Here is a 26,075-nt window from a genome sequence, read left to right as displayed (position 1 = left end):
TAGACAAATAGAAAAGCTTTAGCGACTGGTCATATTTCTGACTTAATCGAAGTTTATGCTTAATAACAACTATCATCTAATCGCTAAAGGTTTGGTCATACTTATTTTGAATGACCTTTTCAAATAGCTAAGTATTTTATTAAAAAGAACACTTTAATCTTGAAAATTGGAGTAAAAAAATGTCAAACACAAGAAAATTAAAACGTCCTGAAGTTTTAGCACCTGCTGGAACTTTAGAAAAACTAAAAGTAGCCATTCAATATGGAGCAGATGCTGTCTATATTGGTGGTGACGCATATGGTTTACGTAGCCGTGCAGGAAACTTTAGCTTTGAAGAAATGGCTGAGGGAGTAGAATTCGCTAAGAAATATGGTGCACAAGTCTATGTAGCGGCAAATATGGTAACTCATGAAGGAAATGAAGAGGGTGCAGGAGATTTCTTCCGTACACTTAGAGATATCGGTATCCGTGCAGTAATCGTCAGTGACCCTGCACTTATCTCAATCTGTGCTCAAGAAGCACCAGGACTTCCAATCCATCTTTCTACACAAGCTAGTGCAACCAATTTTGAGACACTAGAATTCTGGAAGGACTTGGGACTTGAACGTGTTGTATTAGCTCGTGAAGTATCAATGGAAGAATTAGCTGAAATCCGTAAAAATACAGATATTGAAATTGAAGCATTCGTTCACGGAGCAATGTGTATTTCTTATTCTGGTCGCTGCGTACTTTCAAATTATATGAGTCATCGTGATGCCAACCGTGGTGGTTGCTCGCAATCATGTCGCTGGAAATACGATCTTTTCGATATGCCTTATGGTGAAGAAAGACGTAGTATCACAGGAGAAATTCCAGAGGAATTCTCAATGTCTGCCGTTGACATGAGCATGATTGAACACCTGCCAGATATTATCGAAAATGGAGTTGATAGCCTTAAGATTGAAGGTCGTATGAAATCAATTCACTACGTTTCAACTGTCGCTAATGTCTATAAAAAGGGTGTCGATGCTTATCTGGAAAGTCCAGAAGCCTTTGAAGAAATTAAACCAGCCTTAGTTGATGAACTTTGGAAGGTAGCGCAACGTGAACTTGCTACAGGTTTCTATTACGGAGCACCAACTGAAGAACAACAATTATTTGGAGCCCGTCGTAAAATACCACAGTATAAATTCGTGGGAGAAGTAGTTGACTTTGATCAAGCTACAATGACAGCAACTGTACGTCAAAGAAATGTAATTAAAGTTGGAGACCAAATTGAATTTTATGGTCCAGGATTTAGACACTTTACAACTTTTGTTGAAAATCTTCGTAACGAAGATGGTGAACTAATTGATCGTGCACCTAATCCAATGGAATTACTAACAATGACAGTTCCACAAGCAGTTGAACCAGGAGATATGATACGTCGCCATGGTGAAGGCCTTATTAATCTTTACCAAAAAGATGGAACAAGCAAAACTGTCAGAGCATAAAAAAGAAGCCTTTGAGCTTTTTTTTTATTCATTAAATACCAATTTCTGACTTTTAAGAAAGTCTACGATTAGTAGATTGTATAAAAAATATTTTTCTTCTAGAATATACTATGAGGTGATAATATGAATGGAGATAGAAGAAAAAAATTAAAGGAAGACTATAAGAACAGAATGCCAGAGATGGGAATTGTTTCCTTTAGCGGTAGGCACTCAAATGACGTTTTTGTTGGAATAAGCCGTGATACTCAGTCGGTTTATAACAGTAATCTATTTAAGCTGAAAATGGGTAATCATTCTAATAAAAAAATGTTAGAATTATGGAAGCAATATGGTGAAGATGCCTTTGATTATAAGTTGGAAGTCAAGCTGAAATACGATAACCCTCAAGATGATCAGACCCGTGATTTGGAGGATTTACTAGAGCTTTATTTAGAGGAGAACCCTAACGCTTTGAAAATAGATAATAGGTAGGAAGCTTATGGATGTCGAAAAAGTTGGAACTTTAATTTTCCAGTTAAGGAAGGAAAGAAATCTGACTCAAAAAGAACTGGCAGACAAATTGAATATTTCCAATAAAACTATTTCTAAGTGGGAATGTGGAAAAGGAGCTCCAGACTCATCAATGTGGCAACCCTTGTCAAACATTCTTGGAGCTGACTTACTTAATCTGCTTCAAGGTAAACTTGAAGCCAATCCAAAAGATATTGGAAAAATAGACAGAATAAAGTTTTATGTTTGTAAATCTTGTAAAAATATATTAATAAGCACAGGAGATGCAAGCATATCTTGTTGTGGTAGAAATTTAAAACCGTTAAGTATAAATGGTAAAAGTGAAGAGCTTGGAATAAATATAGCAGAGTATGATCAAGCAAATTATATTAGCATTGAACATTCTATGACTAAAGAAGATTATCTATTATTTGCGTGTTATGTATATGAAGACCGATTCTTTCTTAATCGATTTTATCCTGAACAAATGCCAGCATTTTATCTACCAGATTTAAAATTGAATGCTTCTTTATATGTATATTCAGTTAATGGCGGATTGAGTAAGTATTTAATTAAAGATTTACTTTGAAAAGTGAAAATAAACCATCTATTTTACATGCATAGGTGGTTTTCGTTTGAGAACGTTTGTATTCTGTAAATTAAACAGTTAAAATTATCAATAAATGGAGGATTTTATGCAAGATAAAAAGGCTGATTTTTCACATGTTTCGGAGCTTTATAAGACTGCAAGACCAACCTATTCTGAAAAATATCTGGACTCTATTCCAAAAGGTTTGAAAATAGCTGAATTTGGAGCGGGTACTGGTAAATTAACTTCGCAAATATTGGAAGAAAGTGAACCACAACTTTTAATTGCTATTGAACCAAACATTGATATGAGCAAGAATTTGCACGATCTTGCTAGAACTTTTCAAAGTTTAGAAGTTATTAATGATAGTGCAGAGAATGCAAAGCTTGAAGAAGAATCTGTTAATAGAATTATTGTTGCCCAAGCCTTTCATTGGTTTGATTGGCAAAAATTTTTAGATAAGACTCGCTACATCCTTAAAGATGATGGAAAAGTTAATTTGGTATGGAATAGAAGGGGAGATAGCATTGTAAATAATGAATGTAGATTACTCTTTGAAAAATACTGCCCGAATTTCAAAGGATTTGGAGGGGGAATTTGGAATAATCTCCAACCTCTGGAAAATTTCTTTCAAGAAACAGGCTACAAGATGACCGAGTACGAGAATCCTCTTATTTATAGAAAAAATGACTTCATCAATAGAAATTTAACTGGTAGTTATATACCTTTTAAGGATAAAGAAGAGTATTTGTTAATAAGAGAAGGACTTGAAGAAATTTTTAATGAGTACTCTGATGAAGATGGACAGATTATAATGGACAACACGACAGTTGTTTACGAAAATATAAAAAATTTTAAGGAAGTAAAGTAGTTGAATAATAAAAATTTTATCTGGGATTTAGATGGTACACTTCTTGATTCTTATCCTACAATAATTGAATCTCTTTTTGAGACCTACCAGCATTTTGACTTAGATTTTGATAAGGAATATGTTTCTAAATTTATTATTGATACATCAGTTAAGGACTTATTTAATAAGTTGTCTAGTGAGAATAATATATCTTTTGATGAATTGAAAAAATATTTCACCAACACCAATAACCAAAAAAACGATATGATTGTTCTAATGCCAGGTGCGTTAGAGGTTCTGGATTATCTATCTGACAATGGATCTAAGCACTTTGTTTATACTCATAAGGGTAGAAATGCTTATGATGTTCTGGATAGCTTGGGAATTGGGCAATTTTTCAAAGAAGTCATAACAAGTGATAATGGTTTTATCCGAAAACCTCACCCAGAAGGTATTGATTATTTAGTGGAAAAATATAATTTGGATAGAGCTGACACCTACTATGTAGGTGATAGGACACTTGACTATGAAGTTGCCATAAATTCAGGAATCAAAAGTATTAACTTTATTGTTCCTAATAACGATATTAATAAACAAATTTCTAGTTTGAAAGATATTGAGGAAATGTTTTAAATAGTCCTAAAGTATGATGTACTCTTATGAAAAAAAGTTTATTATTAACACATAGATAAGTGATAAGCCTATCTAAAAACTTTTTTTCATAAATACAAAACTCCTTAATAAAAAATTCCTACAAAATACGATTAAGTCAGGCGAAGTCCTGGCTTTTTTGCTGTGTAAAATTTTCTATGAACTTTAAAAGATCTTTTAAATAAGTTATACTAAAAATAAAAAAGTTAACCTTAAATAATTTTATGGGTTACAAAAGTTTTTGGAAATAGAGAAGGTTTTTATAGTGAATACAATATACAGAAGAATTGATGAATGGAAGTGTAGAGATAGAGATATTGCGTTAATATTTAAGAATGGTGAAAATATCACTTATAGTCAATTAAAAAAAGAAATAGATATTCAAATTCAACTAATCAAAGATTTTGAAAAGGACAATAAAATAAACAAACAAGTTATTGCGCTACCTATGACTCGTACACTATCCGCGGTAGCAAAGCTTTTTGCAATTATTAAGTTAAACAAAGTTTTTGTTCCCTTGGCAAGTGATATTGAAATTCAAAAATATTCAACCATTGGTAATCAATTTCATTCTAGTTTGTTTTGGGATGAAGAAGGAAAATTACATCAAGTAAATGGGGATGCTGGGAAATATGAATTTCCAGAGAAAACTCTTTTTATAGGCTTTACATCAGGTACAACAGGTCAGCAAAAAGGTTTTGTGCGCAACCATGAAAGTTGGGTGGAAACCTTTAGAGCTTTTGAAGAGCAAAATTTTCCCTTCAGAGCCAAATATGTAGCTTGTTTGTCCCCCTTAAATTATTCACTAGGACTTTATGTCCTTTGCCAAAGTCTATATCTAGGGCAGAGTTTTCTAATGGATAATGACAGTTTTAAGGATATTTTAGAATTAAATCTTGATAAGACTGAAATGTACGGCGTGCCAAGTATTTTAAGAATAAATTTCCTCAAAAGCTCTAATATATCCCAACAAAACTTCAGACTTTTCCTATCAGGTGAACCAGTCAGTCAAGATCTTCGTGATGATTTTTATCTGCGTTTTCCTAAAGCTGAGTTAATTGATTTTTATGGTACATCAGAAGCTAGTTTTATTGCCATGAATCGTAAGAAAATGCCGGAAATTAATGAGTCAGGAATAATTTTTCCAAATGTTACTGTAGATATTGAAAATACCATAGATGGAATCGGAGAAATTTTTATAAAAAGTCCAATGAGTTTCATGGGATACTATAATAATGGTAACTTCAATCAAGCCAAACAGCCGATTTTCACAGGTGATCTTGGTTTTGTTAAAAATAATTCGATATATAACATTGGTAGAATAGACAGTAGGATAAATCGAGGTGGCGAGAAAATTTTTCCCAAGTACCTCGAAGCTCTACTCATAGATCACCCATCAATCAAAGATATCTTAATAGTAGGTCAAGAGGACTCAATTCTAGGTCAAAAAGTTAAGGCCTATATTATCTTTTCTAAGGATAATAGGTTAAGTATTGACCAAATAAATAAGTATTTGAAGCAAAATGCTAAAAGAAAATCTGTCATTGATTCGATTAGTGAAGTAGAAGAATTTTCTATTAATCGTAGTGGAAAAAGAAGTTTGAAGATTGAACAAGTGGATTAAAAGACAGGTGTCAGAAAGTGAGTAGCGATGAGTGAAAAAGTTTTTATAATTGATAGTGCAAGACTTGCAGTTGGAAGATATGGTGGTATTTTCAAGGATAATTTACCAGAGGAGTTGGGAGCTCACCTTTTAGATGCAATGCTTGAAAGAAATGACATTGATGCTAAAGAAATTGATCAAATTGTATTGGGAAATGTTGTGGCTGGTGGTGGAAATGTAGCGAGAAAAGTAGGTTTATTAAGTAAACTACCTGTCACGGCACCTGCGGTAACTGTTGATATGCAATGTTCATCAGGACTTGAAGCAATAAATATTGCTAGAGCAAAAATTTTAGCGGGTGATGCTGATTTGATAGTTTGTGGTGGTGTCGAAAGTACAAGTCGTGCACCATGGCAAATGGAAAAACCTCATAATTTATATGGTAGAAACCCTCGTGTTATGGCTCGACAACAGTTATCTACTGGAGAGTATGGTGATCCTGATATGGGATATGCCTGTGAAAGATTGGCCGAAAAATATGAGATTTCTCGTTTAAGACAAGATGAGTTTGCATGTAACAGCCAAAATAAATATGAGCTAGCAAAAGACTTAGGGATTTTTGATAAAGAAATCATTGAATTTGATGGAATTAATCAAGATGAGTGCCCACGCGCTGGAACGACAATTGAAAAATTAGCTAAGTTAAGACCAGCATTTGAAAAGGATGGCACGATTACAGCTGGAAATTGCTGTCCTTTAAATGATGGTGCAGGATTAACGTTTTTGGCCAGTCAATCATTTTGTCAGGAAAATAAAGTAATTCCTGAATTCGAAGTTATAGCCTCAGCATCTGTTGGTATTGATCCTATTGATTTTGGACTTGGTCCTGCAGTGGCAATTGAAGCGTTGCTTAAGAAGACCAATATCAGTATTAATGATATTGATCGTTTTGAAATTAATGAATCATTTGCGGCTCAAGTTTTAGCTTCCATGGATGTATCAAATATTCCCTCTGAAAAAGTGAATGTTTCTGGAGGTGCAATTGCCTTTGGGCATCCATTTGGAGCAAGTGGAGCCATTTTAATTAGAAGACTGATGACTGAGCTAGAGCGAGAAGAATCTTTGAGATTAGGTATTGTTGCCATGTGTGTTGGAGGTGGACAAGGTTCAGCTATCATGATTAAGAAAGTATCAAATGTATAAGAAAAGTGTAAGATTAAGTTCAAACAAGATTAGCCAATATAAAGATGTTGTTTCTTATAAGGGTAATGATTATCCAAAGTCGTACTTTTTAACACTCTGGCAGGAGTTTGATCTAGAAGAATTGAATGAAAATGAGCATTTTCTCTTGGAACAAAACATTGGTGAATATTCAAAAGTAATTTTTGATAGAGAATACTTACTTGAACTTGAAAGAGTAGATGTAGTTAAAAAAGCTAATGGACAGATATGGCAATATAAATTGTCTTTAAAAGAAGGTGAAAGACTTTATATTGAAGCCTTTACTAAACTATATGTGAGGGTGAAAAATGATTGAAGAAATTATTTTTTCAAGGAAAGATTTAGAAAAATTTCGCCTAGTTTCGGGTGATAATAATTCTGTTCATGATACTGGATTGGTTTTCGGTATGCTAATTATGGCAAGAATTGAAGGGATATTATCTAATAAAGGAATAAAGTTCAGAGAGATTGAATATAGGTTCTTGAAACCCCTATATACTGAACAGACAGCTACTTTAAAAATTTATGATAGTAAGAGTTTTTCTTTGTTTTTAGATGCGGAGCTTATTGGAGAGGGAAAATATAATGAATAGTCAGGTAGTTTTAATTTCAGGAGGAACTCGAGGTATAGGGAAATCATTAGTTGATTTATATCTTGCTCAAGGTCACAAGGTTGCGACTTTTGGACAAAGTGTAGATAATGTAAATTCTTTGAGGGAACTACATTCAAATGATGATAATTTGCTTCTTGAAAAAGTGGATATTAATAATCCCAAAGATGTTGAAGATTTTGTTGATCAAGTAGTTGAGAAATTTTCGTATATAGATGTACTTTATCTCAACGCTGGAATTTATGCCGACTCAACTTTCTTGAAAATGAAAAAAGAACAGTGGGATAAAGTTATTGAGACTAATCTAAAAAGTATTTTCACCCTATCTCAAAAGGTATTCAAGAAAATGGCTGAAACTGATGGGGAGAAGAGAATCTATCTGATGACCTCTCTTGCTGGGATTAGTGGTAGTTTCGGTCAAGTTAATTATAGTGCTTCAAAAGCTGGTATGATTGGTTTTGCCAAAGCTTTGGCACTTGAAGGTAAGAAATTTAATGTTTCTGTCAATGCAATTTCACCAGCTGCCCTCACTGATATGACACGACCAATTATTGAAAAGATTGAAGCCAAATGTGAGCTTGAAAATAAACCATTTCCCGATTACTGGAAAATTGGAACTAGCGATGATCTTGCCAAAACTTTGATTAAACTAGATGGCAATTTACAGGGAATGACTGGTCGTATTTTTGGGATAAATGGAAAAAACGTAGTCTTATATGAGGAGCCTAAATGTGAAAAATTCGATATTTGATAAAAAGGAACTAACTCAGCTACTAGGTGTAAAATATCCTATAATACAAGGGTCTATGGCATGTATTTCAAACAGTAGTTTTGTCCTTGAAGTTATGAAAACAGGTGCTCTTGCTACTCTTTCAAGCTATGGATTAAGTGCCGATGAGCTTAGGGAAGAGATACTTTTTATAAAGAGCAAGACAAAGGAAAACTTTGCCTGTAATTTGATGTTGCAAAATCCAAATATTGAAGAATTACTTGAAGTGTTTATTGAGCTTGAAGTTCCGATTGTGACAGTAAGTGCGGGCTACAATCCGCAGGTAATTTCAAAATTAAAGGATCATAAGATAAAAATTTTAGCTGTTGTGTCTAATCTTAAGCAAGCTTTGAAAATGCAGAGTTTAGGTGTGGATGGAATAATTTCAGAAGGAATGGAGTCAGGTGGGCATATTGGACAGCTAACCACTTTAACTTTAATGCAAGAACTAAGTGAAAAAATCCAAATTCCATTGATTGCTGCTGGAGGCATCTCTTCAAGGAAAGCTATTGATTCTCTAGAAAAGTTTGGTATATCTGGAATTCAAGTTGGAACCTTGTTCTTAGTTAGTAAGGAATCTCCTCTGACTGATAAAGAAAAACTCACCTTATTAGAGGCAAGTTCTCTTGATGTACAAATTGTAGTTTCGTCAAATGGACTTGCCATGCGCGGAGTCAGGGAAGAAAGTGGTAAGATAATTCCATGTGGACAAGCAATAGGTCAGATAAGTGAATTGCTGACTTTAAAAGAAATAGTCGAAAATTTAATAAAGATTAATAAATAGTCCTAAAGTATGATGTGCTGATGTTAAAAAAAGTTTATTATTAACACATAGATAAGTGATAAGCCTATCTAAAAACTTTTTTCATAAATACAAAACTCCTTAATAAAAAAATTCCTACAAAATACAATCGAGTCAGGCGAAGGCCTGGCTTTTTTGTATACTTATATCTTTGAATATTATGAATGAAATTATAAAATAAAAAATTTGACTTAAGAAAGGGTCAAATTTTTCTTTTTATATAGTCGTTTATATTTTAAGATTTTTCATTTTTCTAGGATATAGTTCATCAAAAACTCATCCTCAAAAATTACTTTTGTAGTACTATCACCTATTTCTTTAAAGATATCAATAATGTCTTTTTGTGCAATTTCTTTAATTTTTAAAAATAGATTTGCATCTGCTTTTTTTCTTGTAGCAGACTCACTGGGGTATCCAGTATTAAAGTCTCCTTCAAAAAGTTTTTCCAAAATAAAACGAATATTTAATTCTCCTGCCCATCCATAGTTGAGTCCTAGAGGAAGTGATGCACAGTTGCCATTATTTATTCTTCCAAAAAGGAAAGCGTCAGTAAAAGTGGGGAGATAACCACATATCACATTTGGTAGAGCGTTACAAGCAATAGCCATACCGTTTCCACTACTGCACCAGTAATGACAAAGTCAACAGCCTGAGAATTTAATAAAAGTGCCACAGCAAGCGAGACTTGAATATAAGACATATTCGGACTATCTTCACAAAGACCGAAGTTAATAACTTCGTGTCCTAGATTTAAAGCTACTTTCTGTGTCTCCTCAAAGATAATCTGATTTTTAGAAACTTGAGTTGATGCTTGAATTACAGCAACCTTCATAATTTATCTTCTCCGTCATTAAGAATTTTTTCATTGGAATCAGTATGTTCTTTTTCAGATTTAGTAATCTCAGCATCATTTAAATATTTCTTTAATCCATTTTCTAAAACAGAAAGAGGAATGTTGAAGAAATCTTTACGCTTATTTTCTTGATTCATTTTATAATTTTCAAAATTTGTATGAATTCTATTCTTTAGATCATAAACATCATAAGAAAAAATTAAGCAGTAAGTTTCATAGTCAAAAGGAATAGAAGGGGTATTAAGTTCTTTTACTCGATCCATAGGATCAATTCTTCGAGTAGCTCCAATTTTATAGATATCTGGACCAAAAGATTTCGGATTTTTAACGATATATACGTAACCAGCATCTGGATGTATTCGCCTGTGAGTTAGCTCTGATAACTCTCTTTTTTTATCTTCAATATTCTCCTTCTTTTGATCTAAAACTTCTAAAAAGTCATACATTTCAATTGTATCTTCAACTTTTGGAAGATTTTCTAATTCTTTCAGATATTTTTTTTCTAATAAATCTAATTCTTTTCTTAATATATTTTTCCGTTTTTTTACATCCTGAATTAAAACATTTTTCTCACGTTCACGTTCTTTTTGAAGTCTTAGTTCTTCTTTCTCTTCCTCTCGTCTTTTGATTTTTTCATACAAAAGATGCAATTCTTTTCGTTTTAAATCAAGATATTTGGAGTTAATAGAGATATAATTTTCTTTATTTAAGTCATTAAGATGATGATATGAGCTTTGAATACGACTATCTATATTCAAAATATTACCGTTTATAAGTTTTGAAAATGCAAATTCACATTCCAGATTGAAAGAGCGTATTAGTTGAGTTGCTAGAGTTCCATGTTCTTTTCTTTTTTTACCGATGACAGCATTCTTTTTTTCAATCATCGAGTACTCTTTTTGTCTAACTTTATTGATTTCATTTTCTAAATCAAAGGGCAATGACTTATCTTCTGAAAAATCATCAAATACTGCTAATTCTATATTCAATTTGTCCTCTGTCTGCTCCAACAACTGGGAAACTTCGATATTCTTATTTTCTAACAGACTTATTTTATGTTGAAGCTCACGAATCTCTTCTTTTAATTGAATATTTTCACTTTGTTCAACAGTAAGGTGAATGGCTTCTAAGTCTTTATATTTTTTCTCTAATTCGTAAAGTTTTGTTTTATAAAAACTTCCCCTAAATGTATCTAATATACTCAAACCAGCTCCTTATTATTCACCAAAAGCATTTTCAGTAAATCTTATTTCATTATTTTCGGTGTCAACTTGACATTCTATCCCGTAAGGTAATACGCAACGTGGATTTGCATGACCAAAATTAACATTGTAGACAATTGGAATATCTGGATTATCAATGACTTTGATAAGTTCATCTCTATATTCTTGATAATAAACTTCATCTTGTGGTTTACCAACAATAATTCCATTAATTTCCTCAAAAACTCCCTTTTCTTTCAAATAGTTTAGGTTTTGAGCGAACTCCTTTGGAGAAATTCTCTCTTCGCAGGTTTCAATGAAAAGTATTTTGCCCTCCCATGAGTCCTTTTGTGGAAAAAGATTGTATTTAGCACAGACTTTAACTTCATCAGAATATCTTTGTCCACCTAAAACGTCCCCTAAACTTTCAAGACATCCACCAAGAAGTTTTCCTGAAAAGACAGCATCTCCTTGTAAAAGTTCAAATCCTTTTGTATCTGGATGGCTAGCTCTATCAGTTCCCAATGCACTTTCAGAAAAATCTGTTCTTTCTTCATACCAAATTGGACTTGATTTTATTGTATCTAAAGTGCCATTTCCCTCAATATATTTGAGAAAATACTCTTTATTGTAGGGAAGCATGTCCGATGCCATTTCGCCTAGGTCAGTTATGAATGATGGACCATAATAGGTTGTTAATCCTAGGTTGTGGAACATGAGGTGGTTGACTGTCGTATCAGAGTATCCAGTGAAAAGTTTGGGGTGATTTTTGACATTTTCAATGAAAGTTTTGTCCTCTAATAAGTAAGGTAGAAGACGATAGGTATCATCACCGCCGATAGCGCAGATTATACCTTTGATTGAATTATCAGCGAAAGCATCTTTCAAGTCTTGTGCACGCGCTTCAGGATGTTCTTTCAGATACTTGATTCCTTTCAGGCTATTGGGCATAAAAACAGGTTCTAGACCGAAATCTTTGAGTCGCTTTGTCCCAAGCTCCAAATTGTGCTTGACGAAGTCCTCTCCCAGTAGTCCACTAGATAGGCTAACAATAGCAACCTTATCGCCTTGTTTTAATCTTTTTGCTTTAATCATCTTTTAACCTCCTTATAAATTTTAATAATTATAACACAAAAGTAAGATTATAAAATAAAAAAACCTAGGTTTTCCTAGATTAATATCCTAATATCAAATGTGCAGCTAGGGGGACGAATATTACATACATAATACCAGTTATCCCAATGGCTAAAGCTCCCATAGCACCTTGAACTTTACCGAGTTCGATTGCAGTTCCTGTTCCGACAGCGTGACCAGTTCCACCAAGAGCTATTCCTTGAGCAACTGGGTCTGTAATCTTAAAAAGTTTGAGAAGAGGCAGACCAATGGCGCTGGTCAATATACCAGTTGCTACAACCACCACAATCGTAATTGTAGTAATACCATGAATCTTTTCAGTAATTCCCATGGCCATAGCAGTAGTTACAGATTTTGGGAAAAGAGATAAACTGGCAAGCTTGGGTAGTCCAAACAATTTAAGAAGAATGGCAGTTAGACTGGTATTTACAATAGCCGCAACACCAATACTTATAAGAATTGATCTAATATGATGTTTTAGTAGATGAAAGGTTTTATATAAAGGAATTCCAAGTGCCACGGTAGATGGACCAATAAGATCAGTTAGGATTGAGCCACCTTTATAGTAATTTTTGTAAGGTATCTTAAAAATTAAAAGAATAGCGATAATAATTATTGTTGAGACCAAAAGAGGACTGGTCCAAGCCCTAGGCTTAAACTCATTTATCCTCACAGCTACAATAAAGACAAAAATAGTTAGAGAAATTCCAAAAAGTGGAGTAGAAGTAATAGTATCAATCATTGATTTCACCTCCCTGATCATTCTTAGGCACATAATCTCCTTCATATTTGTTCTTTATAAACTGTACAATACGTCCGAGGAGAAAAATATTAATTATCAAAGCTAAGATAACTATGAAGGATATTTGAATCCAGTATTTTGAAATTAAACCCCATTTAGCCATAATTCCAACACCAGCTGGTAAAAATAAAATGGTCATATTATTGATTAAAAAGTCTCCGACTACATCAATGTGCTCAGTCTTGATAATCTTAAATTGAAGAGCTAGAAAAAGAAAAATCATACCAATAATGCTACCAGGAATTGGTAAGTTAAAAACATTTGAAATGCTATCGCCAATAAATGAAAAAGCAAAAATTATAAGTATTTGAAAGTATATTTTCATAAAATCTCCCTTGTTTAAAAAATAAACTATTTTTATCATAGACCTTTGTAAATATATTTTCAATCATATATAGGTTTTTTAATTATTCTAATTAAAAATATGTAAATAAAACATGCAAGGTTTTGTGAAAATTTCACAAATATAAGTGTTTGTAAAATTGGAATATACCAATAAATAATATATAAAATTCACAAATCCTATTTAAAAGTAAGCGTTTTCGGAGTATAATGTGATTATAGAAAAAGGAGGAGTTTATTATGAGTTTTTTAAAACCACCAAAGGCAAAGACATTGGTTTCTGCAGAAAAGGTTGATCCTACTTATAAAAAATTACGCTTACAAGTATTTATAGGTATATTTATTGGTTATGCAGGATATTATCTTGTTAGAAATAATTTTTCAATCGCTATCCCAAAGCTTATTGAACAGGGATTTACAAAAGCCCAGCTTGGTTGGGCATTCTCAGCTGTATCAATTGCATATGGCTTTAGTAAGTTTTTCATGGCTATTCTGTCTGACAGGAGTAATGCAAGAATCTTTTTACCCTTAGGACTGGTCTTGACGGCAATTGTTAATTTAATTTTTGGATTTGTTCCTGCCGCGACTGAATCAGTTACAGCTATGTTTGTACTTCTCTTTTTAGTTGGATGGTTTGGTGGAATGGGATGGCCACCATGTGGAAGGGTTTTGACACATTGGTATTCTATTTCAGAGCGTGGTATGTGGACATCCGTTTGGAACACAGCTCATAATGTGGGTGGAGCAATAATGGCACCACTTGCTGCAGCGGGGATTACCTTTATTGGTGTTCATTTCACAGGAATGAAAGACTATACTGGAGCTTTTATTTTTCCAGCTCTCGCAGCTCTTGTAGTAGCTTTGATTTCTTATTTACTAATTCGAGATACACCGGAGTCACAAGGACTTCCAGCAATCGAAGAGTATAAAGATGATTTTGCAAATAGTGATCATGTGACTTACGAAGAAGAATTTACTGTAAAAGAAATTTTATTTACATATGTATTAAAAAACAAATGGATTTGGATAATTTCATTTGCAAATATTTTTGTTTATTTTGTTAGATATGGAATAGGTAACTGGTCACCAACATATTTATTTGAGGTTAAAAATCTTCCTCTAACAGCAACATCTCATTCATATGCACTTTATGAACTTGCAGGAATTCCAGGAACAATTTTTGCTGGATGGTTTTCTGATAAGGTGTTTAAAGGTCGTCGTGGACCAGCTGGTTTCTGTCTCATGCTTCTAGTTAGTGTCTTTGTATTTATGTATTGGAAGGCACCAAGTATGACGTTTGTAAATATTGGTTTATTTATGACAGGTTTCTTAATTTATGGGCCTGTAATGTTAATCGGACTACAAGCTTTAGACTCAGTACCTAAAAAAGCTGCCGGAACAGCAGCAGGATTGACAGGACTATTTGGATACTTATTTGGATCAGTAGCTGCCAACGCAGCAATGGGAGTAATAGTAGATAACATGGGATGGGATGCAGGTTTTACAGCAATCATAGCGTCATGTATAATCGCAGCAGCTTTGTTCTCATTAACATGGAACTTACGTGGACAAGAAGTAATTAAAAAATAATAAAAAAAATTCGAACTTCTAAAATAATTAAGAGTTCGAATTTATTTTTTTTAAAAGTTACTTATCTATATTTTATTTAACTCTTTCAAGGCTTCATTTAAAGCATCATTAGTTCTTACATCAGGTTCTATTGGAGTATTTTCATAAATATGACCAGTGTCATCTTTAATTTTTTGAGTGGTTAAGAACATAAATCTACCGCCATACAAACAATATTGCATATTAGAGGTAGTATATGCTGCGGAATCTCCCCCGTAGTATTTAACATTTTTTAATGACTTAAAACACAGGCTCACAATCTCGCCAGAGCTAGCAGTATGGTCATTAATCAGTATTGCAATTGGTTTATCAACTATTTTTTTACTTTCTGATATCTTTTGGACTTCTTTGCCATTAATTATAGAGTTTTTAGATAATGTAAGATTTTCCTCAGCCCCTTTACGTGATATAAATGAAAGTAATTTTTTGTTTGGTAGTAAAGGGCTTAGTCCATCAATCATCGGCCACATATTTCCACCGGTATTATTTCGAAAATCCAAAATTACTGAGTTATATTCATTATTTTCAATTGCTTCTCTAATAATATTCGAATATTTCGCCTGTTCTTTTTTGTCAGGTGATATGAACTCTGGAATAGTAATAATTAAAGTGTTATTTTCTGTTTTGCTTGTAGGAAGTGTTACTTTTGAACTCTCGAGTCCAGTAGTAGTATCGAAAAATGAATGTTTACCACCTGCTACCTTAATTGCTTTTTCTAAAATTGGTTGAGTGTCATCATATGATTTTACTCCTTTTAATTCTTTCTTTGCAATTTCTTTTGCTTCTTTCCATCTATTGCCTTCCGCAAATAGACCGTCGTCCATATTGTTAAGAGCAATTTTTCCGTATTTTTCCGGAGAAGGAGGTGATAAGTATAGATTGAATTTAGGACCGAATAGATATAATATGCCGAATAATGCAGTCATAGAAACCGTCAATGTAATTAAAAGTTTTTTTAGTTTTTTCATATGTTCCCTCTCTTAAAATAATTATAAATTAAATAGGAAGAAACTAACTTACAGTTTTGTAAGAAAGATATTTTATGAAAAATTAATTTTGAGAAAAACTCTATATGTATTTAATATATTTACAAATTAATAAAACACTGCAGCATAAATTACTACAATGTTTTAAATCTATATTTGCTTTAAATTTTTAATAAATCTTCTTGAGGCGAAACATTTTTGGCCATTAATGAAGTTGATTTCAAAATTTTTATAATCAATACTTGAAATACTATTTTTATTAACTACAAAAGAAGAGTGAACTTTTATGAAATCATCCGACAAGTTGATTATATTTTTGAGCTTCCCGTAAAACTCAATTTTATCATTAGTTAAATTTAAAATTAGCTTGTGAGATATGGGTGAAGTTTCAAAGAACATAATTTGTTTAAGTGGAATAAATTTAATCTCAGCACCAATTTTTATATCAATCATTTTGTCTTCAACTGAATTTAACCTTTTGAAAATACAAGATAAAACCTTTTGAATCCGATTACGTATATTTTCCGGAGTAGACTTTTCAATGAAGTCAGTCGCTTCTAGCATATATTCAAACGTTAATGGGAGCATTTGTCCTTCAGTAGTGATGAAGATGATTTTACCAGTAGTATCAAGATCCCTAATTTTGGTAGCTAATTCAATTCCATTGATATCTTGATTTAGATTAATATCTAAAAAGTATATTTTAGGGTAATTATTATTATTTTTAACAAATTGGAAGACTTCATCTGGATCATCAGTAGAAACTTTTATGTAAGCATTGACATCTTGATCAATCAAATAATTTTCAATGCTGTTCTGAATGAATTTTCTTTGAACAGGATTATCTTCACAAATAATAATATCAATCATTAATTGTACCTCCTTTCACAGATAATTTCTGCCTAAATTTATAGTTTTCAGTGCTAGTTGCTAAATCAATATTATATGAGGATTTAACAATACTTTGAATATTGTATAGCCCAAGTCCTCTATTTTCTCCTTTCGATGAAATACCCTTCTCATTTATATGCGAAATGTCTTTTCTTTCTTCAGCCATAGAGTTTTCAATAACAATTACGGCTCGTTTTTCTAGAGGGAAAATAGCAATGTTTAATTGTCCAGGTTTTCCATTTTCAATAAGAGAACTTAATTCCTCTAGAGCATTATCAAGTATAATACCGATGATTCTAACTAGATTTACAGAATTATTAATATTTTGAGGAAGAACATTTTCAGGTATATCTATATGAATTTTTATTTTATCATTAACATTTCTTAATTTGTTAATAAAGATTCCCCTAATTTCCATTGATTGAATATTATTAAGACTTTGAAAGCCAATTCTATTTATATCAGTAATCTCTTTAGTTGGTGCAATTTCTTTATAAAAATACTCCTTAAGATTATCCATATTTCCTTCGTCCATATAAAGTTCCATTGAAAGAAGAATATTTACATAGTCATGCTTAAAATTCCTAACATCTTGATATTGTCTTTGAATTTGTTCAACATAAATTGTAGATATTTCATTTTCAATATCTTTTCTTTTATTTTCAGACATGAGTTCTTGATTTCGTTTATAGGCATAAAAGGCAATTACCAAAACAAGTGCTAAACTCAATATAATTGTAAATAGTATTTCAACAAAAAAAGTGCCTTGTGTATTGAAAAATCTTGCGTAAAGGTGAAAGTACTCAACTAAATCTCTGATGTAAATACATGCACCGATTAGAAATCCAATACATCCAATGCTAGCAAGAATTCTACTACTTGGATATTTATATATAAGTCTCCTTGCAAGAAAAGTTATAAGGAAAATTATTACAAAAATACCTGAAATAATGAGAAGAATTCTGACATTTTCTTGCATAGAATCATCAAAGATCCAAAAATCTAACTTTGGGGTACAATTGATAATTGTCTGCGATGTGACGACGGGAATAGATATGGTGAAAAAGATTTGCGATATTCTCTCATAAATTGAAATAAAAAAGAGAAATAAAACGACTAAAAAAGTAGCAACTGATGGATGGATGCCAGCTATATAAATTAAAATGAATAATGCAAGTAAGATTGAAACATTAGCAAGATTAAGTTTCCAATTATTTTTCTTGTATATTAAGAAAATAAAAGCGAAAATTATAATGAGAATCTCAAGATAGCTCATCCATAGGTTGATTAACATAATTATTCCTGACTTCAGATGAAATTTTTTATTTTTCTGTATAATTAATATTTAAACTTTCTAAATCTAGGAATGTTGAATGTTTAAATATTCTTCTACACAAAATATTACTATTTATTGCGTATTGTGTCAATAATATTACAAAAACATTTCGTAAGCGTTAAAGAAAAATTGAAATTTAGACGAATATATTTGTAAAAATATAATAAAAATCTCTGAAAAATTATAAAGTATACATGAAATTTGCGGTAGGAATTAGATAATGGAGATTTAAATTTAAGAAAAAACGAACCTATGACAACCAAAATTGGATGTGTGTTAGATTCGCATTATTTTATAATCTTTTATCTTTTTCAATTGTTTTTGTTACTGCATCAATTACTGAAGCAACAAATCTATTCTCTTCCAAGCTAACAACACCTTCAACAGTTGTTCCACCAGGGCTTGATACCTTATCAACAAGTGACCAAGGATTTTCTCCTGATTGAGCAAGCATATTTGCAGATGCACTTACTGTTGAAGCAACAATTTCAGTTGCCAAGTCTTTAGGCATACCGTGAAGAACACCTGCGCGGCTAAGGGCATCAATAAAGATGTAAATGAAGGCAGGACTTGATCCAGCAATAGCAGAGAATGTAGAGAAGTCTTTTTCTTCAATCTGGAAGATTTGTCCAATAGAAGAAAAAATCTCTTTAGCAATCTCAAGATTAGTATCTGCTACTAATTCATTTGGACAAATAGCAGTAGTAGATTCTTTAATAGTAGCATTGATATTTGGCATAATACGAACAATTTCTAGTTGCTTACTTGTTAAGCCAGCCAGGTTTTCTAAAGTTAAACCAGCAGCAATTGAAAGCATTAGTTTTCCTTTAAGGTAGTCTTTAACTTCTGTTAAAACTTTAGGCATGACTTGTGGTTTAACACTCATAATTACAACATCAACAGATTTAGCTAATTCAATATTATCTTTAGCTTGGTTAACACCAAGATTTTTAGCAATTATACTTGTTTTTTCAAAATCACGGCTTGAAATATATACTTCAAACTTTTCCTTATCAAGTCCTGATATGATTGCTTGTGCCATTTTTCCGGCACCAATAAAACCTATTTTCATATATTTTTTACTTCTCTTTCTATAGAAAGTTGAATTGTTATTTTTCCTATATTTGGAATTAATGTACAGTGCGCTTTGGTTTTGTCAGAAATATGAACAGTCGTAACGCTTTTTTGTTTTGTCATGCTTTCGTTCCTAGACTTTCTTCCACAAAAAATTATACAGCTTCGATTTTTCAATCGAAGTTAATAAACTGTATAATTTTCTTGTGCTTAAAGTCTAAACAGTCACTCTAGCACTTCTTTTGTCCAGTTTTTACTCCTATATTTCTTCCATAATGCAGCACACAGCTCCAAACTTTCGTTTGGAGTTAATGAACTGTGCGCTTTGGTTATGTCAGAATTATAAACAGTCGTAACACTTTTATATTAATACCCTTTGATTGTATCTACTGTTGCTCGGTCAAGGTTTTTAATGATTGCTTGAAGATAGGCTTGGGCTTGTGCAAAATCATCCAGATTGAAGATTGTTTGATGGCTATGGATATAGCGTGCACATACCCCGATAGTAGTTGATGGGACACCATCATTTTTCAAATGAGCAGCCCCAGCGTCAGTTCCGCCTTTTGCAGTATAGTATTGAGTTTTAATTCCAGCGTCACTTGCAGTATCAAGAAGGAACTCTTTCATGTTTTTAAGCATGATATGTCCTGGATCGTAGATACGAAGAAGAGTACCTTCGCCGATTTTCCCATCAGCATTTTTATCAAATGTATCTTGAGCAGGAGAACAATCTACAGCGAAGAAAAGTTCAGGATCAAATTTAGTAGTTGACACATGGGCACCACGAAGGCCAACTTCTTCTTGAATATTAGCACCAGCAATTAGAGTATTTGGCAAGCTTTCACCTTTAAGATTGTTTAAAAGTTCTGTGACCATTAGGCAACCGTAACGGTTATCCCATGCTTTTGAAATAACATTTTTCTTGTTAGCAGTTAATATTGTTTCGGTTTGTGGAATAATAACATTTCCTGGACGGATACCAAAAGATTCAGCCTCAGCTTTATCAGTAAATCCAGCATCAAAAACAATATCTTCAATTGCTGGAACCTTAGCTTGACCATTTGCTCCTCTTAAAAGATGCGGTGGAACTCCGCCAGTTACGACAGGAATTTGCGAACCATCTCGAGTATACAAAGTAAAACGTTGACCGCTTACAACAAGGGGATTCCAACCACCAAGACCAACAACACGGAAAGTGCCGTCTTCCTCAATACGAGATAGCATAAATGCAACTTCATCCATATGAGCAGCAACCATAATACGTGGTGCATTGGCATCTGAATTTTCTTTAATTCCAAATATCCCGCCAAGACCATCAAATTCAACACGGTCAACGAGTGGGCTTATTTCCCTCTTCAAATAATCACGAACTGGACCTTCAAAACCAGGTGCAGCTTGTAGTTCAGTCAAAGTTTTTATTTTATCAAATAGTTCCATTTCTTAAACTTCCTCCAATTTCTTACTACTAATAATAACAAAAAAACATCTAAATTTCTTCTATTCAATATAGGAGTTAGGAGCTTACATCTGAGAAAAAAAATACATTGACTTCTGTTCATAAGCATTCTTTTTTCTATAAGGAAAGCTAAAAATATGTTAAAATATTTATTATCTGATAGTATGGAAGGAAATTAATTAGGAGGTAAGGCATGAAAACTTCTCACAAATTAGGACTCGGATTAACTGCGACACTAGCAATAGGTGCTGGACTTTATGCGCTCTATCAAAGTCAAGAGGCTAAAAGACAGAGAACTTTGCTTAGTTATGTCAAGGAAGAACTAGGCAATGATAATATTAAAACTTCTTGGTTAATGGAAGAACCTGTAAGGGACAACGTCTTTGAAGGTGGTTTGGTTGTGGAAGAGGATGGTCAACTTGAAAGTATTGAGTTTGAAGTTGATGATGATACTCTTGAAATAGTAGAAACAGGAAGGAAACCTTTATGATAATTCCAAATTCCTATGAAGAAATCGCCGAATATGTTGAAAAAGGGAAGAATGTCTTCTTTTTTACTGCTGATTGGTGTGGCGATTGTCGTTTTATAAAACCATCTATGCCTGAAATTGAAGCGGAAAACCCAGAATTTACCTTTGTTGAGATCGATCGAGATAAATTTATGGATCTTGCTATTGAGTGGGGTATTATGGGTATACCTAGTTTTGTAGTTACCGAAGATGGTAAGGAAACTGGTCGTTTAGTAAATAAATTAAGAAAAACAAAAAATGAAATAAATGAATTTTTAGCAGGGGTAAAATAAGTGATTGCAATTTATAACCAAAATTTAAATGATGTATTAATGTTTATCGTAGCTGACAATAAAGGTGCTGACCTTGATTTTGAACGCAAAGGTAATGTAGCTAAGGTTTTCCGTCAAGATAATGGAGAAACAGTAGCATGGAATATCTTTGAAGCTTCTAAATTATTTGAGATTGTTGGAAATGGACAAGTTGAGATTTCAAGTGAAGAACTTAGTCAAGTTAACTCTTTGATTTCTGAATCAGGATTTGATCAAGTTATTCCAGAAGATAATGATCCTAAATTTGTTGTTGGAGAAATTGTTGAACTTGTTCCCCATGCTGATAGTGATCATTTGAATATTGCTCAAGTTAAGATTTCTGAAGATGAAACTGTTCAAATCGTAGCAGGAGCACCTAATGCGCGTGTTGGTTTAAAAACAATTGTAGCTCTTCCAGGAGCTATTATGCCAAATGGTTCATTAATCTTTGATGGTGAACTTCGTGGTGTTCCGTCATCAGGTATGATGTCAAGCCCACGCGAATTAGCACTGCCAAATGCTCCTCAAAAACGTGGAATTATTGAACTATCTTCTGATGCAGTCGTTGGAGAAAAATTTGATCCTGCTAAACATTGGCAAGGATAAGAAAAGCATATTATTTAATTTAGGTGAGAGAAATCTCACCTTTTTTCGTATAGAAAAGTAGGAGGAAGGGAAGACTACTAAAAATATGGATAAATTATAAGATAGATGAATCCATAAATAAAAAATAAGTTTTCTCAAAAATTTTTCATGAATAAAACAATGCTAATTGGACGTTTAACTGATACACCAAAATTAAAGAAAACCCCAACTGATAAAAATTTCACTCGTTTCATTGTCGCTGTTAACCGAAAGTTTAAAAATTCGGAAGGGGAAAAAGAAGCGGACTTCATTTCTGTTATTGCTTGGGGAAAACTTGCTGAACTTCTATCTTCATATGGTAAAAAGGGTGCCTTGTTATCTCTTGAAGGTGAAGTAAGAACAAGTTCATATACTGATAAACAGGATCAAAAACGTTATCAAACAGAAATTCTCTGCACAGCATTTGAATTACTCGAAAGTCGTGCAGCTCAGGCTTTAAGAGAAAATAATTATGATACAACCGATTTGATTCTTGAAGAAGAGGAAATGCCTTTTTAAATTTTAAAGCCTGATTATTTGGAACTTTATTTTTAGATTGAAGGCCCTGACTAAAAATGTTTTAATAGGTAAGTAATAACAATAAGAAAGGGGTTAACATGAAAAATATAAAAGCTGTCATTTTTGATATGGATGGTTTAATTTTTGATACTGAAAGTATCTACTACCGAGGAAGTCAAGAAGTCGCGGATGAATTAGGGATTCCTTACGATGCTGAGGTCTATAATCGATTCTTAGGTGTTGGAGATAGTGAAATCTGGGCAACTTATCATCAAATGTATGATGAAGAGTTTGGATCTGATTTAGTAAATGATTTTATTAAGCTTTCTTATGAACGAGTGGTAGATTATCTTAAAAGTGGAGTTGCTGAAATGAAACCAGGATTATTAGAACTGCTTTCATATTTAGAAGAAAATAATATTCCTAAAATTGTTGCTTCAAGTAATAATAAAGATATAATTGAAGATCTCTTGAAGAAGAATAATTTATTTGATCGTTTTTCAAACATTGTTTCAGTTGAAGATGTGAAAAATGCTAAGCCCGATCCAGAAATTTTCAATAAGGCACATGAAGTATTAGGAATTGATATGGATAATTTACTTATTCTTGAAGACTCTAACAATGGTGTAATTGCAGGACATGCTGCTGGTATTCCGGTAATAATGATTCCTGATCTTATCCAACCTGACGAAGAATTACGTTCTAAAACAATTGCTATTCTAGATAGTCTCGCTGATGTTCCAGCTTTTATTGAAGATAAAAAATAAAATACTATTTTTGATTAAAATAGAAATACCTTTGTTTTACTATGCTATCGATTACACTTAAATAAGCAGCTTATAGTGTAAGTCACAAAACAAGGCACTTCGCTACGATGCCCATAGAACTTAAAAATTGCTAAAGCAAATAGTTCTTATGGTGATGAATTGACGAATAAATGATAGAACTAGCATTCATCAAGATATGTCACTGCGCCTTGCTTCGATGTCGATTATACTTTAATAAGCTAGCTTATTAGTATAACTCGCAACGATGTATTAATCTATTTTTAAGCGACTATAATTGAATTATAATAAGCCACTGTACTTCAAAATGGTGGCTTTTTTAGTGAAAAGATATAATTTTTTTGATTGGTATTTGAAATAATTTACAGCTATTTTTTGATAAATTTTAAGCATTTTTTCTTGACTATTTTTGACTAAAGCATTAGAATAATAGAGTAGTTAGCACTCGTAAATGATGAGTGCTAAAAAATAAAAATTGGAGGTCTATCTATAATGTTAAAACCATTAGGTGATCGTATTGTTTTACGTGTAAAAAAAGAAGAAGAAAAAAATATAGGTGGAATTGTGCTTGCTAGCTCAGCACAAGAAAAACCACAAGTAGCAGAAGTTGTAGCCGTTGGTGTAGGAAGTCGCACGTTGAATGGTGATTTGGTTGAACCGTCAGTAAAAGTTGGTGATAAAGTATTCTTTGAAAAGTTTGCAGGAACTGAAGTAAAAGTTGATGATGAACTACTATTGATAGTACGTGAAGCAGAAATTTTAGCTATTGTTGAGTAAATGATATTAAATAATCAATAAAAATATTTAGTTAAAATAAAGGAGCATATATAAAATGGCAAAAGATATTAAATTTTCATCAGATGCACGTAGCGCAATGGTACGTGGAGTAGATATATTAGCAGATACAGTAAAAGTAACATTAGGTCCAAAAGGTCGTAATGTTGTTCTCGAAAAAAGTTTTGGATCACCTTTAATTACAAATGATGGTGTGACTATTGCTAAAGAAATTGAACTTGAAGATCATTTTGAAAATATGGGTGCAAAACTTGTTTCAGAAGTAGCATCAAAAACAAATGATATTGCAGGAGATGGTACAACTACAGCGACTGTTTTAACTCAAGCGATTGTCCGTGAAGGTCTTAAAAACGTTACTGCAGGAGCAAATCCAATTGGTATTCGTCGTGGTATTGAAAAAGCAACAGCCAAGGCAGTTGAAACAATCAAAGAAATTGCAAAACCAGTAAATGGTAAAGAAGAAATTGCTCAAGTAGCTAGTGTTTCAAGCCGTTCTGAACAAGTTGGTGAGTACATTTCTGAAGCCATGGAACGTGTTGGAAAAGATGGTGTAATTACTATTGAAGAATCTCGTGGAATGGATACTGAACTTGAAGTAGTTGAAGGTATGCAGTTTGATCGTGGTTACCTTTCTCAATATATGGTAACTGATAACGAAAAAATGGTTGCTGATCTTGATAATCCATATATTTTAATTACTGACAAAAAGATTTCAAACATCCAAGATATCCTTCCTTTACTGGAACAAATTCTTCAACAAAACCGTCCATTACTAATAATTGCTGATGATGTTGATGGAGAAGCACTTCCAACATTAGTATTAAATAAAATTCGTGGTACTTTCAATGTAGTTGCAGTTAAAGCGCCTGGATTTGGTGACCGTCGTAAAGCAATGCTTGAAGATATTGCAATTCTTACAGGTGGTACAGTAATTACTGAGGATTTAGGTCTTGAACTTAAAGATGCAACAGTTGATTCTCTTGGTTCAGCTTCAAAGGTAACAGTAGATAAAGATTCTACAGTTATTGTTGAAGGAGCTGGTTCTAAAGATGCAATTGCAAACCGTGTAGCAGTTATTCGTTCGCAAATGGAACAAACAACAAGCGAATTTGATCGTGAAAAATTACAAGAACGTCTTGCTAAATTATCAGGTGGAGTTGCTGTAATCAAAGTTGGTGCAGCTACAGAAACTGAACTTAAAGAAATGAAACTTCGTATTGAAGATGCACTCAATGCAACTCGTGCTGCAGTTGAGGAAGGTATTGTTTCAGGTGGTGGAACTGCCCTTGTTAACGTAATTGGAGAAGTTGCAAAACTTGAACTTGAAGGTGATGAAGCTACAGGACGTAATATTGTTGTACGTGCGCTTGAAGAACCAGTTCGTCAAATTGCTACAAATGCTGGTTACGAAGGTAGTGTAGTAATTGAAAAACTTAAAAACAGTGATGCAAATGAAGGATTTAATGCAGCAACAGGTGAATGGGTTAACATGCTTGAAGCTGGTATTGTTGATCCAGCAAAAGTTACTCGTTCAGCACTTCAAAATGCTGCATCAGTTGCAAGCCTAATCTTAACAACAGAAGCAGTTGTTGCTAATAAACCTGAACCAGAAACTCCAATGCCAGGAATGGGAATGGATCCATCTATGATGGGTGGAATGATGTAATTTATAAAAATAAACCCTTTGGATTTCAATCCAAAGGGTTTTCTTTTATACAATATACGGTGTTTACGAAGTGTTTGTTTCTATATTTAGCACTACATATTGTGT

The 26,075-nt window shown here is 32.9% G+C and carries 31 protein-coding genes; 19 read left to right on the top strand and 12 right to left on the bottom strand.

Annotation, left to right across the window (positions count from 1 at the left end; all coding sequences use genetic code 11):
- Positions 1 to 179: 179 nt before the first annotated feature.
- From BG262_RS07650 to BG262_RS07600, 11 genes are all read left to right on the top strand, one after another.
- Positions 180 to 1,472 (top strand): peptidase U32 family protein, encoded by a 1,293-nt coding sequence (locus BG262_RS07650; protein WP_070788301.1) that lies wholly within the window; start codon positions 180 to 182, stop codon positions 1,470 to 1,472.
- 123 nt (positions 1,473 to 1,595) lie between these two features.
- Positions 1,596 to 1,943, top strand: a complete 348-nt coding sequence (locus BG262_RS07645) for a GIY-YIG nuclease family protein (RefSeq protein ID WP_070788300.1) — start codon at positions 1,596 to 1,598, stop codon at positions 1,941 to 1,943.
- A 7-nt stretch (positions 1,944 to 1,950) separates the two neighbouring features.
- The gene (locus tag BG262_RS07640; protein ID WP_070788299.1) at positions 1,951 to 2,550 is read left to right on the top strand and encodes a helix-turn-helix domain-containing protein; all 600 of its coding nucleotides are present in this window, start codon (positions 1,951 to 1,953) and stop codon (positions 2,548 to 2,550) included.
- Positions 2,551 to 2,656: 106 nt separating this feature from the next.
- The gene (locus tag BG262_RS07635; RefSeq protein WP_070788298.1) at positions 2,657 to 3,421 is read left to right on the top strand and encodes a class I SAM-dependent methyltransferase; all 765 of its coding nucleotides are present in this window, start codon (positions 2,657 to 2,659) and stop codon (positions 3,419 to 3,421) included.
- The gene (locus BG262_RS07630; protein WP_070788297.1) at positions 3,422 to 4,033 is read left to right on the top strand and encodes an HAD-IA family hydrolase; all 612 of its coding nucleotides are present in this window, start codon (positions 3,422 to 3,424) and stop codon (positions 4,031 to 4,033) included.
- Positions 4,034 to 4,316: 283 nt separating this feature from the next.
- Positions 4,317 to 5,675: an AMP-binding protein gene (locus tag BG262_RS07625; protein WP_070788296.1), complete on the top strand. Its 1,359-nt coding sequence runs from the start codon at positions 4,317 to 4,319 to the stop codon at positions 5,673 to 5,675.
- Between the two features lie 27 nt (positions 5,676 to 5,702).
- Entirely contained in the window at positions 5,703 to 6,857 is a 1,155-nt protein-coding gene (locus tag BG262_RS07620; protein ID WP_070788295.1) for a thiolase family protein, read from the top strand.
- On the top strand, positions 6,850 to 7,191 hold the full coding sequence (locus BG262_RS07615; protein ID WP_070788294.1) for a hypothetical protein: 342 nt from the start codon (positions 6,850 to 6,852) through the stop codon (positions 7,189 to 7,191). Before BG262_RS07620 ends, BG262_RS07615 begins: the two co-directional genes overlap by 8 nt.
- Positions 7,184 to 7,468, top strand: a complete 285-nt coding sequence (locus tag BG262_RS07610; RefSeq protein WP_070788293.1) for a hotdog family protein — start codon at positions 7,184 to 7,186, stop codon at positions 7,466 to 7,468. The genes BG262_RS07615 and BG262_RS07610 overlap by 8 nt, the downstream gene beginning before the upstream one ends.
- On the top strand, positions 7,461 to 8,237 hold the full coding sequence (locus BG262_RS07605) for an SDR family NAD(P)-dependent oxidoreductase (RefSeq protein ID WP_070788292.1): 777 nt from the start codon (positions 7,461 to 7,463) through the stop codon (positions 8,235 to 8,237). The genes BG262_RS07610 and BG262_RS07605 overlap by 8 nt, the downstream gene beginning before the upstream one ends.
- Positions 8,218 to 9,039, top strand: coding sequence for an NAD(P)H-dependent flavin oxidoreductase (locus tag BG262_RS07600; RefSeq protein ID WP_070788291.1), 822 nt, complete (start codon positions 8,218 to 8,220; stop codon positions 9,037 to 9,039). Before BG262_RS07605 ends, BG262_RS07600 begins: the two co-directional genes overlap by 20 nt.
- Positions 9,040 to 9,302: 263 nt before the next feature.
- On the opposite strand, the gene BG262_RS11005 is transcribed toward BG262_RS07600, so the two are convergent.
- The 6 genes from BG262_RS11005 to BG262_RS07575 form a co-directional block, all read right to left on the bottom strand.
- A complete protein-coding gene (locus tag BG262_RS11005; RefSeq protein WP_338061287.1) occupies positions 9,303 to 9,665 on the bottom strand; it encodes an RpiB/LacA/LacB family sugar-phosphate isomerase in 363 nt (120 codons plus the stop codon).
- A complete protein-coding gene (locus tag BG262_RS11000) occupies positions 9,632 to 9,889 on the bottom strand; it encodes an RpiB/LacA/LacB family sugar-phosphate isomerase (RefSeq protein ID WP_338061286.1) in 258 nt (85 codons plus the stop codon). Before BG262_RS11000 ends, BG262_RS11005 begins: the two co-directional genes overlap by 34 nt.
- Positions 9,886 to 11,115 (bottom strand): SNIPE associated domain-containing protein, encoded by a 1,230-nt coding sequence (locus BG262_RS07590; RefSeq protein ID WP_070788290.1) that lies wholly within the window; start codon positions 11,113 to 11,115, stop codon positions 9,886 to 9,888. The genes BG262_RS11000 and BG262_RS07590 overlap by 4 nt, the downstream gene beginning before the upstream one ends.
- 12 nt (positions 11,116 to 11,127) lie before the next feature.
- Complete coding sequence (locus BG262_RS07585; protein ID WP_070788289.1) at positions 11,128 to 12,207, bottom strand: S66 family peptidase; 1,080 nt, start codon at positions 12,205 to 12,207, stop codon at positions 11,128 to 11,130.
- Positions 12,208 to 12,286: 79 nt separating this feature from the next.
- Positions 12,287 to 12,985, bottom strand: a complete 699-nt coding sequence (locus BG262_RS07580) for an LrgB family protein (RefSeq protein ID WP_083312950.1) — start codon at positions 12,983 to 12,985, stop codon at positions 12,287 to 12,289.
- A complete protein-coding gene (locus BG262_RS07575) occupies positions 12,981 to 13,373 on the bottom strand; it encodes a CidA/LrgA family protein (protein WP_070788287.1) in 393 nt (130 codons plus the stop codon). The genes BG262_RS07580 and BG262_RS07575 overlap by 5 nt, the downstream gene beginning before the upstream one ends.
- Positions 13,374 to 13,630: 257 nt before the next feature.
- On the opposite strand from BG262_RS07575, the gene pgtP reads away from it, so the two are divergent.
- Positions 13,631 to 14,980 carry a phosphoglycerate transporter protein PgtP gene (gene pgtP, locus BG262_RS07570; RefSeq protein ID WP_070788286.1) on the top strand — a complete coding sequence of 450 codons (1,350 nt, stop codon included), beginning with the start codon at positions 13,631 to 13,633 and terminating at the stop codon, positions 14,978 to 14,980.
- A gap of 65 nt (positions 14,981 to 15,045) precedes the next feature.
- On the opposite strand, the gene BG262_RS07565 is transcribed toward pgtP, so the two are convergent.
- The 6 genes from BG262_RS07565 to pepA all read right to left on the bottom strand — a co-directional run bounded on the left by BG262_RS07565 (position 15,046) and on the right by pepA (position 20,743).
- Positions 15,046 to 15,987 (bottom strand): S41 family peptidase, encoded by a 942-nt coding sequence (locus BG262_RS07565; RefSeq protein WP_070788285.1) that lies wholly within the window; start codon positions 15,985 to 15,987, stop codon positions 15,046 to 15,048.
- A gap of 168 nt (positions 15,988 to 16,155) precedes the next feature.
- On the bottom strand, positions 16,156 to 16,875 hold the full coding sequence (locus BG262_RS07560) for a LytR/AlgR family response regulator transcription factor (RefSeq protein WP_070788284.1): 720 nt from the start codon (positions 16,873 to 16,875) through the stop codon (positions 16,156 to 16,158).
- Positions 16,868 to 18,190, bottom strand: coding sequence for a GHKL domain-containing protein (locus tag BG262_RS07555; protein ID WP_070788283.1), 1,323 nt, complete (start codon positions 18,188 to 18,190; stop codon positions 16,868 to 16,870). The genes BG262_RS07560 and BG262_RS07555 overlap by 8 nt, the downstream gene beginning before the upstream one ends.
- A gap of 334 nt (positions 18,191 to 18,524) precedes the next feature.
- Positions 18,525 to 19,304, bottom strand: a complete 780-nt coding sequence (gene proC / locus BG262_RS07550) for a pyrroline-5-carboxylate reductase (protein ID WP_070788282.1) — start codon at positions 19,302 to 19,304, stop codon at positions 18,525 to 18,527.
- Positions 19,301 to 19,429, bottom strand: coding sequence for a hypothetical protein (locus BG262_RS10970; protein ID WP_267887000.1), 129 nt, complete (start codon positions 19,427 to 19,429; stop codon positions 19,301 to 19,303). Before BG262_RS10970 ends, proC begins: the two co-directional genes overlap by 4 nt.
- Positions 19,430 to 19,672: 243 nt before the next feature.
- The gene (gene pepA, locus BG262_RS07545; protein ID WP_070788281.1) at positions 19,673 to 20,743 is read right to left on the bottom strand and encodes a glutamyl aminopeptidase; all 1,071 of its coding nucleotides are present in this window, start codon (positions 20,741 to 20,743) and stop codon (positions 19,673 to 19,675) included.
- Positions 20,744 to 20,955: 212 nt separating this feature from the next.
- Between pepA and BG262_RS07540 the strand changes: the two genes are divergently transcribed.
- The 7 genes from BG262_RS07540 (at position 20,956) to groL (ending at position 25,970) form a co-directional block, all read left to right on the top strand.
- Entirely contained in the window at positions 20,956 to 21,252 is a 297-nt protein-coding gene (locus tag BG262_RS07540) for a hypothetical protein (protein WP_070788280.1), read from the top strand.
- Positions 21,249 to 21,563: a thioredoxin family protein gene (locus tag BG262_RS07535; protein WP_070788279.1), complete on the top strand. Its 315-nt coding sequence runs from the start codon at positions 21,249 to 21,251 to the stop codon at positions 21,561 to 21,563. The genes BG262_RS07540 and BG262_RS07535 overlap by 4 nt, the downstream gene beginning before the upstream one ends.
- A 39-nt stretch (positions 21,564 to 21,602) precedes the next feature.
- The gene (ytpR, locus tag BG262_RS07530) at positions 21,603 to 22,187 is read left to right on the top strand and encodes a YtpR family tRNA-binding protein (protein ID WP_371827965.1); all 585 of its coding nucleotides are present in this window, start codon (positions 21,603 to 21,605) and stop codon (positions 22,185 to 22,187) included.
- A gap of 147 nt (positions 22,188 to 22,334) precedes the next feature.
- A complete protein-coding gene (locus BG262_RS07525) occupies positions 22,335 to 22,724 on the top strand; it encodes a single-stranded DNA-binding protein (RefSeq protein ID WP_070788277.1) in 390 nt (129 codons plus the stop codon).
- A 98-nt stretch (positions 22,725 to 22,822) separates the two neighbouring features.
- Entirely contained in the window at positions 22,823 to 23,491 is a 669-nt protein-coding gene (locus tag BG262_RS07520; protein ID WP_070788276.1) for an HAD family hydrolase, read from the top strand.
- A 510-nt stretch (positions 23,492 to 24,001) separates the two neighbouring features.
- A complete protein-coding gene (gene groES / locus BG262_RS07515) occupies positions 24,002 to 24,286 on the top strand; it encodes a co-chaperone GroES (RefSeq protein WP_070788275.1) in 285 nt (94 codons plus the stop codon).
- Positions 24,287 to 24,341: 55 nt separating this feature from the next.
- Positions 24,342 to 25,970, top strand: coding sequence for a chaperonin GroEL (groL, locus tag BG262_RS07510; RefSeq protein ID WP_070788274.1), 1,629 nt, complete (start codon positions 24,342 to 24,344; stop codon positions 25,968 to 25,970).
- The last annotated feature ends 105 nt before the right edge of the window (positions 25,971 to 26,075 follow it).

The organism is Floricoccus penangensis (assembly GCF_001832885.1).
GTDB classification, from domain to species: domain Bacteria; phylum Bacillota; class Bacilli; order Lactobacillales; family Streptococcaceae; genus Floricoccus; species Floricoccus penangensis.
Note: the sequence above shows the minus strand (reverse complement) of the source record. Positions and strands in the feature narration are given on the sequence as shown.

Excerpts from the sequence above, each read along its gene's own strand:
- BG262_RS07615 (WP_070788294.1), top strand. The coding sequence starts at position 6,850 with ATGTATAAGAAAAGTGTAAGATTAAGTTCAAACAAGATTAGCCAATAT.
- BG262_RS07635 (WP_070788298.1), top strand. The coding sequence starts at position 2,657 with ATGCAAGATAAAAAGGCTGATTTTTCACATGTTTCGGAGCTTTATAAG.
- BG262_RS07535 (WP_070788279.1), top strand. The coding sequence starts at position 21,249 with ATGATAATTCCAAATTCCTATGAAGAAATCGCCGAATATGTTGAAAAA.
- BG262_RS07585 (WP_070788289.1), bottom strand. The coding sequence starts at position 12,207 with ATGATTAAAGCAAAAAGATTAAAACAAGGCGATAAGGTTGCTATTGTT.
- BG262_RS07645 (WP_070788300.1), top strand. The coding sequence starts at position 1,596 with ATGAATGGAGATAGAAGAAAAAAATTAAAGGAAGACTATAAGAACAGA.
- BG262_RS07610 (WP_070788293.1), top strand. The coding sequence starts at position 7,184 with ATGATTGAAGAAATTATTTTTTCAAGGAAAGATTTAGAAAAATTTCGC.
- groES (WP_070788275.1), top strand. The coding sequence starts at position 24,002 with ATGTTAAAACCATTAGGTGATCGTATTGTTTTACGTGTAAAAAAAGAA.
- BG262_RS07555 (WP_070788283.1), bottom strand. The coding sequence starts at position 18,190 with ATGTTAATCAACCTATGGATGAGCTATCTTGAGATTCTCATTATAATT.
- BG262_RS07650 (WP_070788301.1), top strand. The coding sequence starts at position 180 with ATGTCAAACACAAGAAAATTAAAACGTCCTGAAGTTTTAGCACCTGCT.
- ytpR (WP_371827965.1), top strand. The coding sequence starts at position 21,603 with ATGTTTATCGTAGCTGACAATAAAGGTGCTGACCTTGATTTTGAACGC.
- BG262_RS07520 (WP_070788276.1), top strand. The coding sequence starts at position 22,823 with ATGAAAAATATAAAAGCTGTCATTTTTGATATGGATGGTTTAATTTTT.
- BG262_RS07565 (WP_070788285.1), bottom strand. The coding sequence starts at position 15,987 with ATGAAAAAACTAAAAAAACTTTTAATTACATTGACGGTTTCTATGACT.
- pepA (WP_070788281.1), bottom strand. The coding sequence starts at position 20,743 with ATGGAACTATTTGATAAAATAAAAACTTTGACTGAACTACAAGCTGCA.
- BG262_RS11005 (WP_338061287.1), bottom strand. The coding sequence starts at position 9,665 with ATGGCTATTGCTTGTAACGCTCTACCAAATGTGATATGTGGTTATCTC.
- BG262_RS07540 (WP_070788280.1), top strand. The coding sequence starts at position 20,956 with ATGAAAACTTCTCACAAATTAGGACTCGGATTAACTGCGACACTAGCA.
- BG262_RS07640 (WP_070788299.1), top strand. The coding sequence starts at position 1,951 with ATGGATGTCGAAAAAGTTGGAACTTTAATTTTCCAGTTAAGGAAGGAA.
- pgtP (WP_070788286.1), top strand. The coding sequence starts at position 13,631 with ATGAGTTTTTTAAAACCACCAAAGGCAAAGACATTGGTTTCTGCAGAA.
- BG262_RS07560 (WP_070788284.1), bottom strand. The coding sequence starts at position 16,875 with ATGATTGATATTATTATTTGTGAAGATAATCCTGTTCAAAGAAAATTC.
- BG262_RS11000 (WP_338061286.1), bottom strand. The coding sequence starts at position 9,889 with ATGAAGGTTGCTGTAATTCAAGCATCAACTCAAGTTTCTAAAAATCAG.
- groL (WP_070788274.1), top strand. The coding sequence starts at position 24,342 with ATGGCAAAAGATATTAAATTTTCATCAGATGCACGTAGCGCAATGGTA.
- BG262_RS10970 (WP_267887000.1), bottom strand. The coding sequence starts at position 19,429 with ATGACAAAACAAAAAAGCGTTACGACTGTTCATATTTCTGACAAAACC.
- BG262_RS07620 (WP_070788295.1), top strand. The coding sequence starts at position 5,703 with ATGAGTGAAAAAGTTTTTATAATTGATAGTGCAAGACTTGCAGTTGGA.
- BG262_RS07605 (WP_070788292.1), top strand. The coding sequence starts at position 7,461 with ATGAATAGTCAGGTAGTTTTAATTTCAGGAGGAACTCGAGGTATAGGG.
- BG262_RS07525 (WP_070788277.1), top strand. The coding sequence starts at position 22,335 with ATGAATAAAACAATGCTAATTGGACGTTTAACTGATACACCAAAATTA.
- proC (WP_070788282.1), bottom strand. The coding sequence starts at position 19,304 with ATGAAAATAGGTTTTATTGGTGCCGGAAAAATGGCACAAGCAATCATA.
- BG262_RS07575 (WP_070788287.1), bottom strand. The coding sequence starts at position 13,373 with ATGAAAATATACTTTCAAATACTTATAATTTTTGCTTTTTCATTTATT.